This is a genomic window from Nonomuraea sp. NPDC050310 (assembly GCF_040655795.1).
Taxonomy (GTDB): domain Bacteria; phylum Actinomycetota; class Actinomycetes; order Streptosporangiales; family Streptosporangiaceae; genus Nonomuraea.
The window spans coordinates 145,657-158,665 of sequence record NZ_JBFAKP010000010.1 but is presented as its reverse complement, the minus strand read 5'-3'; the positions used below and the strand labels follow the sequence as shown (position 1 = coordinate 158,665).

The 13,009-nt window shown below is 70.9% G+C and carries 8 protein-coding genes; 7 read left to right on the top strand and 1 reads right to left on the bottom strand.

Features of this window, described 5'->3' with window-relative positions:
- Nucleotides 1-15: 15 nt before the first annotated feature.
- On the bottom strand, nt 16-1,593 hold the full coding sequence (gene aceB, locus AB0I67_RS23835) for a malate synthase A (protein ID WP_357927367.1): 1,578 nt from the start codon (nt 1,591-1,593) through the stop codon (nt 16-18).
- A 157-nt stretch (nt 1,594-1,750) separates the two neighbouring features.
- Here aceB and AB0I67_RS23830 point away from each other — a divergent pair, with 157 nt between their 5' ends.
- The 7 genes from AB0I67_RS23830 to holA all read left to right on the top strand — a co-directional run bounded on the left by AB0I67_RS23830 (nt 1,751) and on the right by holA (nt 12,609).
- On the top strand, nt 1,751-2,443 hold the full coding sequence (locus AB0I67_RS23830; protein ID WP_357927366.1) for a DUF4097 family beta strand repeat-containing protein: 693 nt from the start codon (nt 1,751-1,753) through the stop codon (nt 2,441-2,443).
- Between the two features lie 130 nt (nt 2,444-2,573).
- Nucleotides 2,574-3,962, top strand: coding sequence for a GTPase HflX (gene hflX, locus AB0I67_RS23825; RefSeq protein WP_357927365.1), 1,389 nt, complete (start codon nt 2,574-2,576; stop codon nt 3,960-3,962).
- A gap of 382 nt (nt 3,963-4,344) precedes the next feature.
- Entirely contained in the window at nt 4,345-5,553 is a 1,209-nt protein-coding gene (gene hutI, locus AB0I67_RS23820) for an imidazolonepropionase (protein WP_357927363.1), read from the top strand.
- A gap of 182 nt (nt 5,554-5,735) precedes the next feature.
- The gene (locus tag AB0I67_RS23815) at nt 5,736-6,548 is read left to right on the top strand and encodes a DegV family protein (protein WP_357927361.1); all 813 of its coding nucleotides are present in this window, start codon (nt 5,736-5,738) and stop codon (nt 6,546-6,548) included.
- Nucleotides 6,549-6,877: 329 nt separating this feature from the next.
- On the top strand, nt 6,878-8,011 hold the full coding sequence (locus AB0I67_RS23810; RefSeq protein WP_357927359.1) for a ComEA family DNA-binding protein: 1,134 nt from the start codon (nt 6,878-6,880) through the stop codon (nt 8,009-8,011).
- Between the two features lie 190 nt (nt 8,012-8,201).
- Nucleotides 8,202-11,069, top strand: coding sequence for a ComEC/Rec2 family competence protein (locus AB0I67_RS23805; RefSeq protein WP_357927357.1), 2,868 nt, complete (start codon nt 8,202-8,204; stop codon nt 11,067-11,069).
- A 556-nt stretch (nt 11,070-11,625) separates the two neighbouring features.
- A complete protein-coding gene (gene holA / locus AB0I67_RS23800; RefSeq protein ID WP_357927356.1) occupies nt 11,626-12,609 on the top strand; it encodes a DNA polymerase III subunit delta in 984 nt (327 codons plus the stop codon).
- Nucleotides 12,610-13,009 lie beyond the last annotated feature (400 nt).

The window sequence follows — 13,009 nt, the reverse complement described above, 5'->3', positions numbered from 1 at the left end:
GTCGGTCCGGAAATATCATGGCATGCGGGCGTAGGCCGGGAGGGTCAGGAACTCCGCGAACCGGTCGTCCAGCGCGACCTCCTTGAACAACGCCTCCGCCTGCGCGAACAGCTCCTTGTCGTAGCCCGGCTCCTCGGCGATCTTCGCCAGCTCCTCGGCGATGATCTGCTCGACCAGTTCCTTGGTCACCACCTGGCCGGTGTCGCCGAGCTCGATGCCGTTGTGGATCCACTGCCAGATCTGCGAGCGGGAGATCTCGGCGGTCGCCGCGTCCTCCATCAGGTTGTGGATGGCCACCGCGCCCAGCCCGCCCATCCAGGCGGCCAGGTAGCGCAGCGCCACGTCCACGTTGCCGCGCAGGCCGTTCTCGGTGATCCCGCCCGGCGTGGCCGAGACGTTGAGCAGGTCCTCGGCGGTGACGCGGACGTCCTCGCGCTTGTTGCCGAGCTGGTTGGGCGCGCCGCCGAGCACGCCGTCGAAGACCTCCCGGCAGATCGGCACCAGGTCGGGGTGGGCCACCCAGGAGCCGTCGAAGCCGTCGCCGGACTCGCGGGTCTTGTCGGCCCGCACCTTCTCCAGCGCGACCGCGTTGACCTCGGGGTCCTTGCGGCTCGGGATGAACGCGGCCATGCCGCCGATGGCGTGCGCGCCGCGCTTGTGACAGGTGCGCACGAGCAGCTCGGTGTAGGCGCGCATGAACGGCGCGGTCATGGTGACGGCGTTGCGCTCGGGCAGCAGGAACTCCCGGCCGCGGGTACGGAACTTCTTGATCACGCTGAACAGGTAGTCCCAGCGGCCGGCGTTGAGCCCGGCGGAGTGCTCGCGCAGCTCGTAGAGGATCTCCTCCATCTCGAAGGCGGCCGGGTAGGTCTCGATCAGGACGGTGGCCCGGATCGTGCCGCGCGGGATGCCGAGCAGGTCCTGGGCCCGGTTGAAGACGTCGTTCCAGAGCCGCGCCTCCAGGTGCGACTCCATCTTCGGCAGGTAGAAGTACGGCCCGCGGCCCTTGTCGAGCTGGCGCTGGGCGCAGTGGAAGAAGTACAGCCCGAAGTCGAACAGGGAGGCCGAGATCTCGGCCCCGTCCACCACGGCGTGCTTCTCGGGCAGATGCCAGCCGCGCGGCCGGACCACGATGGTGGCCAGCTCGGCGTCGGGCTTGAGCGCGTAGGACTTGCCGCCGGTCTCGAAGTCGATGGTGCGGTCGAGCGCCTCGCGCAGGTTGAGCTGGCCGAGCACGCAGTTCTCCCAGAGCGGGGAGTTGGCGTCCTCGAAGTCGGCCAGCCAGACCTTCGCGCCGGAGTTGAGGGCGTTGATGGTCATCTTGCGGTCCACCGGGCCGGTGATCTCGACGCGCCGGTCCTCCAGGCCCGGCGCGGGCGGCGCGACCTGCCACTCGCCGTCGCGGACGTGGGCGGTCTCGGGCAGGAAGGCGAGGGTGCCGCCCGCCGACAGCTCCGCCTGCCGGGCCCGCCGGGCCTCCAGGAGCTCCAGGCGCCGGGCGCCGAACTCGCGCTGCAACGTCCCGACGAACTCCAGCGCCTCCGGCGTCAGGACCTCGTCGAACCTGCCCAGCATGGGGCCGGTGATCTCCATGCGCCGCCCTCTTTCCATTCCGTGGAAAACGACTTCTGAATGATGGAAGCGAAGCTACTTCATGGGATTCCATGGGTCAAAGGCCGGGGGTCCCCCTAGCGCCGCTCGGGGTCGTTCCCCGATGTGAGGCCTGCCGTACCTCAGCAGGATGGACGTCATGAAGAAGACGTTCGCGATCGCCGGGGCGCTGGCCGCCGGTGTGCTGCTCACCGGGTGCGGGATCGGCGACCTGGTCGGGTCGCGCAACCAGGAGCAGGTCTCCTACGACGTCACCGACAAGGTGGCCAAGCTCACGGTCGACAGCGGCGCGGGCGACATCGTGGTCAACGAGAGCGACCGGACCGGCATCCGGGTCACCGAGACGCTCCACTGGCGCTCGGGCAAGCCCCGGACGGCGCACGAGGTCGGCGGCGGCGGGCTGAGCCTGAACTACAACTGCCCGGACACCTTCGGTGACTGCGGCGTCGACTACCGGATCGAGGTGCCCAAGGGCATGGCCCTCCAACTGGCCACCGACGCCGGGAACGTGACGCTGCGCGCGGTCTCCGGCGCCGCGGACGTGAGCACGCGCGCCGGGAACATCGACGCGGACGGGGTGCTGGCCAAGCGGTTCGAGGCCGAGACGGACGCGGGGGAGGTCGAGGTCTCCTTCGCCGGCGAGCCGGACCAGGTGCGGGCGAAGACCGGGGTCGGGGACGTGACCGTGTACGTGCCCAAGGGGAGCTACGACGTCGAGGCGAGCACGGGTGTGGGGGACAGGAAGGTCGAGGTGCCGGACGACCCGGCCTCACCGCGCAAGATCACGCTGACCACGAACGCGGGAAACGCGCAGGTCCTCGAGACCTCCTGACGGCCGGCGCGCCGGTGTGGGCGCTGATAAGGAGATGAATCCTGTCGGGGGCGCGTGTCACCATCTTTGGGAGGGCACCCTCGGGGAAGAGACCCGGGTGTCCAGACGTTCCCTATTAGAGATGACAGGAATGCACGAAGAAATTCAGTTTGACCTCGAAGAGCGCCACGCGCTCCGCCGGGTGGCCGGTCTGTCGACCGAGCTGCAGGACGTCACCGAGGTCGAGTACCGCCAGCTTCGGCTCGAGCGCGTCGTCCTGGTGGGGGTCTGGACGTCCGGCACGGCGAACGACGCCGACAACTCCCTCCTGGAGCTCAAGCTCCTGGCCGAGACCGCCGGATCCGAGGTCCTCGACGGCCTGATCCAGCGGCGGCAGAAGCCCGACCCCGCCACCTACATCGGCTCCGGCAAGGCGCTGGAGCTGCGAGACATCGTCGAGTCCACCGGCGCGGACACCGTGATCTGCGACGGCGAGCTCACCCCTGCCCAGCTCCGCGAACTGGAGGAGATCGTCAAGGTCAAGGTCATCGACCGGACCGCGCTGATCCTCGACATCTTCGCGCAGCACGCCAAGAGCCGCGAGGGCAAGGCCCAGGTCGAGCTGGCGCAGCTCCAGTACCTGCTGCCGCGCCTGCGAGGCTGGGGCGGCAACCTCTCCCGGCAGGTCGGCGGCCGTGCCGCCGGCGGTGTCGGCATCGGCGGCCGCGGCCCCGGTGAGACCAAGATCGAGCTTGACCGGCGGCGCATCCGCGAGCGGATGGCCAAGCTGCGCAGGCAGATCTCCGGCATGTCGGTGGCGCGCGAGACCATGCGCTCGCACCGCGCCTCCCGCGAGGTGCCGGCGGTCGCGATCGCCGGGTACACCAACGCCGGCAAGTCCTCCCTGCTCAACCGGCTGACCGGCGCGGGCGTGCTGGTGGAGGACGCGTTGTTCGCCACCCTCGACCCGACCGTGCGCAAGGCGCGCACGCCGGAGGGCCGGCTGTTCACCCTCGCCGACACGGTGGGCTTCGTGCGGCACCTGCCGCACCAGCTCGTCGAGGCGTTCCGCTCCACGCTGGAGGAGGTGGCCGAGGCCGACCTCATCCTGCACGTCGTGGACGGCTCACACCCCGATCCCGAGGGGCAGATCGCCGCGGTCCGCGAGGTCTTCGCCGACATCGAGGGCGCGCTCGACGTGCCCGAGATCATCGTGGTGAACAAGGCGGACGCGGCCGACCAGGACACCGTCGACCGCCTCACCCGGCGCTTCAACGGCGACAGCATCGTCGTCTCGGCGCGCACGGGGGCGGGCATCGAGGAGCTCATGGCGCTGATCGAGGAGCGGCTGCCGCGCCTCGACCACGAGGTGCAGTTGCTGGTGCCGTACGACCGGGGGGACCTGATCTCCCGGGCGCACAAGGAGGGCGAGGTGCTCTCCGTCGACCACACGGCCGACGGCACGGTGCTGCACGCCAGGGTGTTGTCGAGCCTGTTCCACGAGCTGGAGAAGGTTGGCAAACCGGTCGAACATGTCTGATTCCGGATTTATCCGGATTTCATAGGTGAAAATAGACAGGGGCTGGCAGGGTGTTAAGATAAGCCCAGCTTTCCCCTACTATGGCGCGGGTTTCGGATGCTGGCTGCTGTGAGTCAAGTCACCTGCGGGGGTCCCAGGGATGATTGGGCTTTCTTCCGAATAACCCTGTACAGCAAGCGCACCTGTGAAATAACGTAACTGAACTGAAATCGCCGGATCATGAGTCCGGCGATCGGTCACCGCACAATCTTGCGCGGGTGAGAGCAGGAGACCCCATGTCGTCCGGACCCGGAGCGGACTCAGTGGGCGCGGCGCCAGCCGTTAGCTCAGTGCTGTCTTCGTGGTCCGTGCGTGCCTGCACTCTGGGTGAGGCGGTGATGCGGTGACCGTACGGCTCCTGACCAACATCGGCCGCTTGTGGACTGGGCACGACGTGCTCAGCAACGCGGCGATCCTGGTCCACAACGATCGCATCGCCTGGGTCGGCCGTGCCGCCGACCTGCCCCAGCACGTGCCCGGCGTCGTCGACGACATCGTCGATGTCGACCACGTCGAGAACCTGGGCGGTGCGCTGGTCACCCCCGGCCTCATCGACGCGCACACCCACCCCGTCTACGCCGGCAACCGCTACGCCGAGATGGCCATGCGGTCCGGCGGCTCCAGCGCCTCGGCCATCACCGCGGCCGGCGGCGGCGTGGGCTCCACCGTCACCGTCACCCGTGGCACCGACCCCTGGACGCTCTGCAACGGCGTGCGCGAGCGGCTGCGCTCCTGGCTGCAGAGCGGCACCACCACCGTCGAGGCCAAGACCGGCTACCACCTCACCCGCGACGGCGAGCTCGCCGACGTGCGGCTCCTGCGCGAGCTGGAGAAGGAGCCGATGATGCCCCGCGTGCACGTGACCTTCCTGGCCGCGCACGTGGTGCCCCCTGAGTACTTCGGCCGCCAGCGTGACTACGTCGAGGCCGTGGGCGCCTGGTGCGCCGACGCCGCCGCGGCGGGAGCCGACTCCGTCGACGTCTACTGCGACGACGGCCACTTCACCACCGAGGAGTCCCGCTGGGTGCTGGCCTCCGGCCGCAACGTCGGGCTCCTTCCCCGTATCCACGCCGGGGTCTTCAGCCGCCGTGGCGCCGTCCAGCTCGCCGCCGAGCTCGGCTGTGCCTCGGCCGACCTGCTGCACTTCACCTCCGACGAGGACATCGCGATCATGTCCCGGTACGGCGTGCCCGCGGTCATCTGCCCGGCCACCGCGATGCAGCGTGGCAGCGTGCCGCCGGTCAAGCGCATGCTCAAGGCCGGAGTCACCGTCGCCCTCGGCAGCGACCACAACCCCGGCCACTGCGGCATCACCTCGATGCCGCTGGTCATCTCGCTGGCCGTGGCCATGTTCGGCATGAGCGTCGGCGACGCCCTCCGGGCCGCCACCCTGGGCGGTGCCACCGTCCTCGGCGCCCCTGACCGCGGCATCCTGGCTCCTGGGCGGCTGGCCGACATCGTCCAGTGGGACGCCGACCACGAGGGCGCCTTCGCCTGGTCCTACGGCCTCAAGCCCAAGCGCGTCTGGCGCGGCGGCACCCCGGTGCAGTAGCCCATGCCTTCGCCTGGTGTCCCAGGCTTCGCTTGATGTCCCAGGCTTCGCTTGGTGTGCCGGCCTTAAGTCGAAGCCCGGCCGCAGTACCTTTGGACCCGGGACCGCAGCAGGCGACCCTGCAAAGAGAGGCCGCCGACGCCGGGGTCCAGTGCCACGAGCCGTCCATGCAATAGTGATGTATGCCACCTACGGTTGCTGTCGTCACGGATTCGACCGCTTACCTCCCCGCTGAGGCGGGCGTCACCATCGTCCCCTTGCAGGTGATCGTGGACGGCGCCGCCCACCCCGAGGGCACCGTCGACCTCAGCCGTAGCGCCCTGAGCCGGGCCAAGACCTCCCAGCCCCCACCCCAGCTCTTCGCCGACACCTACGCCCGACTCGCCGCCGCCGGCTTCACCGCGGTCGCCTCCATCCACCTGTCCGGCGAACTCTCCGGTACGGCTGCCGCCGCCACCGCCGCCGCAGGGACGGCCCCCATCCCGGTCGAGGTCGTCGACAGCCGCTCCATCGCCATGGGCCTGGGCTACCCCGTCCTGGCCGCCGCCCGTATCGCCCAAGCCGGCGGCGACCTCCCCTCCGTCGTCGCCGCCGCCCGCCGCTGCGTCACCTCCACCCGTACCTTCTTCTACGTCGACACCCTCGACCACCTGCGCCGCAGCGGCCGTATCGGCGCCGCCGCCTCCCTCGTCGGCTCCGCCCTGATGATCAAACCTTTGCTGGAGGTGACCGCCGGCCGTATCGCCCTGTTGGAAAAGGTCCGCACCCCCGGCCGGGCCCTCCTCCGCCTGGAGGAACTGGCCACCAAGGCCGCCGCCGACCTGGGCGCCCTGGACGTCGCCGTCCAACACCTCGCCTCCCCGGAGCGGGCCGCCACCCTCACCACCCACCTCACCGACCGCCTCCCCGACGCCACCATCCGCCTCGTCGAGGTCGGCACCGTCGTCGGCGCCCACGTCGGCCCCGGCATGCTCGGCGTCACCATCTCCGCTTAAGGGCCCGTCTGCGGATCGACCCCGAGTTCATCCTGCGCTTCTAGACTGCCCCGGCTCCTTCGCTCCTTCGCTCCTTCGCTCCTTTGCGCCCTGCGCTCCCGCGCGCCCGCGCCTTGCGTTGCACCACGCACCCCTAAGCTGCCGCGACGCCGCTCTGGCGCCTTGCTGCCCGGTGCTTGCCAAGCGCGGAACCTTGTCGCCTCGGACCTACTGGCGCCTGCACCGGCCTGCCGCATCCCCTTATCCACACCCGAGCCTCCCCACCCGGTTATCCCCAGAACCACACTCGGCCCCGCGAGCCGGTCCGTCGCCCCACCTAACCTCCCTGAGTGCGCGCCGACGAGCAGGACCGCCTGATCGCCGAGAAGCGGCTCCACGCGATCGTCACCACGGGGCTGCCTCGGCGCCCCACCACGCCCACCCCCACGCCGGACACCCCCACGCCGGACACCCCCACTCAGGGCACCCCCATACCCGTCACGCCCATCCCCGCTCCCGCCCCGCCACCCCCTACCGCCGCCACGGCCATCCCCACCACCACCGCCGCCGGACCCGCCCCTGCCCCCACCCCGGCGAGGCCGCCCAACGCCGACCCACCCACGGCGGACCGCCCCCCGCCATCCCCCACTGCCAAGCCACCCACCTCACCTTCACCCGCCTACGACGACTACCTCACCTTCGGCTACCCCATCACCCACCCCCAGACCAGCAAGCCGCCCAGACTCAACCCCTACCAACAGCAGCCCTCCTCGCCGCCCCCACCCCCCGCCGCGGGGCACCCCCACCCCGCCCCAAACCCCCCAACCTTGGAGCCCCCCAACCTGCCCCCTACCTTCGAGGCCTTCCGCGCGACGGTGGCCACCCAACTAGCCCCAGCCCGCCCCCAAACCCGAGCCCTCATCCTCCTAGGCGTGGTAGCCGCAGCCATCGCCGCCTTCTGGCTGTGGCGCGCCCAACCCCACCCCGAGCCCCTTCCCGTCCCCACCCCCAACCCAGCCCCCTCCACCCAGCAACAACACCCCCGCACCTCCCCCACCCCCACCGCAGAACTGATCGTCCACGTAACCGGCAAGGTCCGCCGCCCAGGCGTCTACACCCTCCCCGCAGGCTCCCGAGTAACCGACGCTCTCCAATCCGCCGGCGGCCCCCGCCCAGGCGCCGACACCAGCACCGTCAACCTCGCCCGCCGCCTGACCGACGGCGAACAAATAGCCATAGGCACCCCCGCCGCCCCCAACACCCCGCCCCCCGCAGCCGCCCCCGCAACGACCGCCCTCGTGAACATCAACACCGCCACCCCCGACCAACTCGAACAACTCCCCGGAGTAGGCGAGGTCCTGGCCCAGCGCATCATCACCTTCCGCGACACCCACGGCGGCTTCCAGTCAGTCGACCAACTCCGCGAGGTCAGCGGCATCGGCCCCCGAACGTACGCCGAGCTCAAGGACAAGGTGCAGATCTGACATGCCCAACCCCCCACCCCCCACCGCCACCCCCGCCCGCACCCAGCCCCAATCCGATGCACAGGCCCCCGCCCGGACCCAAACCCACGCACAGCTCCACGCCCGGCCCCAAACTCACGCACAGCTCCACGCCCGGCCCCACGTTCGGACCCAGGCGCACGGCTGGACCGCGGCGCAGAATTGGACCCTGGTGCTCCCCGCCCTGGGCGCCTGGTCCAGTGCCCTGATCCTCCTCGGCTGCCCACCCCTGACCGGCTTCCTCGTCACCGCCGCCTGCGTCCTAGCCGCCCTAACCCTCCACCGCCGCCCCACAACCCGCCGCTCAGCGTCCCGCCTTCTGCTGGCCCGCGGCTCCGCGGCTGGCTACTCCGTGCCTGGCCACCCTGAACCAGGTCGTCCCGAACCAGGTCACCCCACAACCGACCATCGTGCAGCCCGTCGTGCCCCTTCCAACCTCACAATCCTCACCACCCTGGCCGCAGTAGCAGCCACCTCCACAGTCGTCGCCCTGAACCTCCTGTCCATCTCCTCAGGCCCCCTCCCAGCCCTGACCAAACGCGGCGCGACGATCACCGCCCAGCTGGTCCTGACCGACGACCCGAAGATCCGCTCCCCCCGCCCCGGCAGCTACTTCCACCGAGACCAGATCGTCGTCACAGCCAACCTCCGCACCCTCATCACCGGCTCCCACCGCCTGGCCATGGACATCCCCGTCCGCCTCTACGCCTTCGGCCCGGGCTGGCGCACTCTGCTCCCCAGCCAGCGCATCGAGGTGACCGCCCGCCTGGCCCCAGCCGATCCCAGCCAACTCACGGCCGCAACCCTGCTCGCCCGAACCGAGCCCCGCGTCCTGTCACCCCCGTCCTGGATCCACCGCCTCGCCGGCGACCTGCGAAAGGGCCTCCGCAACGCCGCCGACGTACTCCCACCGGACCAGCGCGGGCTCCTCCCCGGGCTGGTGGTCGGCGACGTCTCCCGCATGGACCCCCAAGTCGCCGCCGACTTCCGCGACGCAGGCCTCACCCATCTTCTGGCCGTGTCAGGAGCCAACCTCGCCATCGTCTCCGGTGCGGTCCTGGTCCTCGGCCGCGTCGCCGGCCTCTCCCTCCCAGCGCGCGCCGTCCTGGCCGCCGCCGCCATGATCGCCTTCGCTGTCGTCGCCCGGCCGTCCCCGAGCGTCCTCCGCGCCCTTGTCATGGGCCTGGTCGCCGTCATAGCCCTGGGCACCGGCCGCACAAAGGACGGCATCACCGCCCTCTCGGCGTCGGTGGTCATCCTGATCCTCTTCGAACCGGCTCTCGCCCGCTCGTACGGCTTTGCCCTCTCCGTCTGCGCGACGGCAGGCATCCTCCTCCTGGCACCTCGCCTCCGAGATCGCCTGTCCAACCCCAGACAAGAAGGGGCGCAAGATGCGCCTGGGTCGGACCTGCTCACGCTGGACCAGCGCAAGCGTGGCTCGTTCGGGGCGAAAGCGGCCGACCCAAGGTCGCTCACGCTGGATCAGTGTGTGCCGGGTCCGCTCGGAGCTGAGCAGCCATGGCCGGACCGGTACCCGCGGGAGTACAGCAGGCAGGAGCACGGCAGACAGGAGTACGGCAGGCAGGAGTCCGGCAACCTGGGCCAGGCCCGGCGGGAGTTCGGCAGGCTGGGCCAGGCCCGGTCGGAGTTCGGCAGGCTGGGCCAAGCCCGGCCGGAGTACGACCGGCTGGGCCGGTCCGGGCCGGAGTTCCGTAGGTGGGAGAAGCCCAGGTGGTGGCGGGTGCGGCTGCCGAGGTGGGTGTCGGAAGCGGTGGCGGTTCCGGTCGCTGCCCAAGCGGCGGTGACGCCGGTCCTGATCTTGATGGCTGGGCAGCTCACCCTGATCGCCATCCCTGCCAACCTCCTGGCAGGTCCGGCAGTCGCGCCGGCCACGGTTCTGGGGTTCGCGGCGGCGGTGGTCGCGCCGGTGTCGCCGGAGGTGGCGCAATGGCTCGTCATCCCTGCTGGCTATGCGGTGGGCTGGATCATCGCGGTAGCCGGATGGGCGGCTCAGGCACCGCTCACGAACATCCCCTGGCCGGCGGGAATCGGTGGCCTCCTCCTGCTCGCGGTAGTGTGCGCGGTGGCCGTGCCTCTGTGGCGGCGGTGGAGGAAGGCGCTGGTCGTGGTCATGGGTGCCGTGCTCGCGGCGGTGCTTGCCGTACCACCCGTGATTGCTCCCTGGCCGCCCGACAGGTGGCTGATGGTGATGTGCGATGTCGGGCAGGGGGATGGGCTGGTGATCGCGGCGGGCCAGGGGAGAGGGGTGGTCGTCGACACCGGCCCGGATCCGGTGCGCATGGATCGGTGCCTGCGCGATCTCGGCATCCGGGAGATCCCCTTGATCGTGCTGACTCATCCGCACGCTGACCACATCGGTGGGTTGGCGGGGGTGCTCCGGCATCGCCGGGTAGGCGCCTTGTTGGTCAGCGGTGCACATGGAGCTGAGCTCAAGCCGTCGTCACGGGACGCGCCTCGACCGGTCGCCCTATCGGCTCAACCCGGTGCGAGGTGGACGTTCGGTCCCTCGGAGGTGACCGTGCTGGCGCCGCACGAGAGCGAGGAGTTCGTTGGTCCGGGGGAGGGGAGCGTGCTGAACAACGCGAGCGTGGTGCTGCACGTGCGCTGGGCTGTGGGGTCGGCGTTGCTGAGTGGGGACATCGAGACCGAGGCCCAGGTGCAGTTGGTACGGCAGGGCGTGCCTCAGGCGGACATTCTCAAGGTTCCGCATCATGGTTCGGCTCGGCAGGATCCCGGGTTCCTCGGTGCGGTGGGGGCTCGGGCGGCGTTGATCAGTGTGGGGCGGGGCAATGACTATGGGCATCCGGCTCCTGGGGCGCTCGCTGCCTTGGCCGGGGTGGGGGCGCGGGTCTTTCGTACTGACCAGATGGGGGCGCTGGCGGTTGTGGAGCGGGACGGGAAGCTGGCCATCGTCCGGGGAGCGAAGCGGGCGGAAGAGGCGGCGGGTTCGTCGTCCAGACGGACGGCTGGGCTCGCAGAGGGGGCTGCTGGGCATTCGCATGCCGGGGGAGGTCCTTGATCGGGCAAGCGGGTGGCGAGCTGCGGGTTGGGGGATGCGGTGAGCTCGGCAAGACGCGGGCACACGGCGAGGGCCAGTCGTGGGCGGATGGCGAAGGGGAGGGGTGCGGGGGACAACGGGAGGAGCGGCGCAGGGGACAGCGGGAGGGAGCGGCGCAGGGGACCGGGGCGTGGGGCTAGGGCAGAGGGCTGGCCGTGGGGCAGGGCCGTGGGGCCGGGGCGTGGGCGGACCGGGGTGGGGCGGATAAGGGCGGGTGGGTAGGGGCGGGCGGATAGGGCCGGGCGTAGGACCGGGGCGTGGGACCGGGGCGTGGGACCGGGGTGGGGCGGGGCAGAGGGCCGGGCAGAGGGCCGGGCAGAGGGCGGGGCAGAGGGCCGGGCAGAGGGCGGGGCGTGGGGCCGGGGCGTGGGCGGACCGAGGTGGAGCGAACCGGGCGGATAGGGGCGGGCGGATAGGGGCGGGTGGATAGGGGCGGGTGGATAGGGGGAGGTGGATGGGATGAAGGGTGGGTCGGGGATCGGGGGCGTTGAGTACCGGCTTGCCGGTGGGACGTGGCATGCTGCACGGCATGGCCCAGACTTCGCCCGCACCCGTGACCCTGATCGTCGGCGAGGAGGAGCTGCTCGTGGATCGGGCGGTGGCCGCGGTGGTGGGGGCGGCGCGGGGGGGCGATCCTACGGCGGAGGTGCACGATCTGCTGGGGGGGAAGGTCGAGACGGGGGAATTGACCCGGTTGACCTCGCCGTCGCTGTTCGGGGACCGGTCGGTGGTCGTGGTTCGGCAGGCGCAAGACCTGTCCAAGGACGTGGTCGCGGAGATCCTGGCGTATGCCAAGAATCCGGCCGAGGACACGACGCTGGTGCTGGTGCATCCCGGTGGGGTGAAGGGGAAGGCGCTGGTCGACGGGGTGAAGAAGGCTGGGGCGCAGCTGCACACCGTCGCGAAGGTGACGAAGCCGGGTGAGCGGCTGGAGTTCATCCGGGGGGAGATCAAGGGGGCGGGGCGAACGATCTCGGCTGATGCGGCGCAGGCGCTGCTGGAGGCGGTCGGGAACGATCTGCGGAGTCTCGCGGCGGCGTGCAGCCAGTTGATGTTCGACACGCAGGAGAAGGCGATCAGCCTGGCGGCGGTTGAGCGGTACTACCGGGGGCGGGCCGAGGTGACCGGGTTCAACGTGGCGGACTCGGCGGTCGAGGGGCGGCTGGCGGAGGCGCTGGAGCAGGTTCGGTGGGCTGTCGGCAGTGGGGTGGCGCCGGTTCTGCTGGTGAGTGCGTTGGCTCGGGGGTTGCGGGGGCTGGCTAAGGTGCAGAGTGCGCCGCGGAACGCTCGGGGGCCGCAGGTGGCTGCGCAGCTTGGGATGCCGCCGTGGCAGGTGGATCGGGTGCGGGGGCAGCTTCGGGGGTGGGGGCCGCAGGGGCTGGCCCGGGCCATCCAGGCGGTTGCCCATGCTGATGAGCAGGTCAAGGGCGGGGGCGCGGACACGGGGTATGCGCTGGAGCACGCCATCCAGCAGATCGTGGCCAATCGGAATGGTCGGTGACGTTCGGCCTGCGGTAGGTGGTCGGTCGGAGTGGGTGGTGACGTTCGGCCTGCGGTGGGTGGTCGGTCGGAGTGGGTGGTGACGTTCGGCCTGCGGTGGGTGGTCGGTCGGAATGGTTGGCGACGGCCGGCTCGCGGTGGGTGGTTGATCGGGACGGGTGATGGCCCCGGCCTGAGGTGAGTGGGCGAGTCGGTGAGGTCGGCCGTAGCCGGCTCAGGCCCAGTCCGTTCAGATGGCCGGCGGGGGAGGGATGGGGCGGGTGGGTCCAGCCCTGGTTGGGGAGATCTGGATGGTGCCTGGCCTCCGTCACCAAGCCAGGCGCCGCCGCCGGGATGCCTGCCGTACCCCTGGGTAGTGCCCCGCCCCGGTTGGGGAGGACGGGGTGGGGTCCGGCCGCTGG

What these genes read in the sequence shown, in the direction of transcription:
- hflX (WP_357927365.1), top strand. Translation starts at nt 2,574, where the DNA reads ATGCACGAAGAAATTCAGTTTGACCTCGAAGAGCGCCACGCGCTCCGC.
- holA (WP_357927356.1), top strand. Translation starts at nt 11,626, where the DNA reads ATGCTGCACGGCATGGCCCAGACTTCGCCCGCACCCGTGACCCTGATC.
- AB0I67_RS23830 (WP_357927366.1), top strand. Translation starts at nt 1,751, where the DNA reads ATGAAGAAGACGTTCGCGATCGCCGGGGCGCTGGCCGCCGGTGTGCTG.
- AB0I67_RS23815 (WP_357927361.1), top strand. Translation starts at nt 5,736, where the DNA reads ATGCCACCTACGGTTGCTGTCGTCACGGATTCGACCGCTTACCTCCCC.
- aceB (WP_357927367.1), bottom strand. Translation starts at nt 1,593, where the DNA reads ATGGAGATCACCGGCCCCATGCTGGGCAGGTTCGACGAGGTCCTGACG.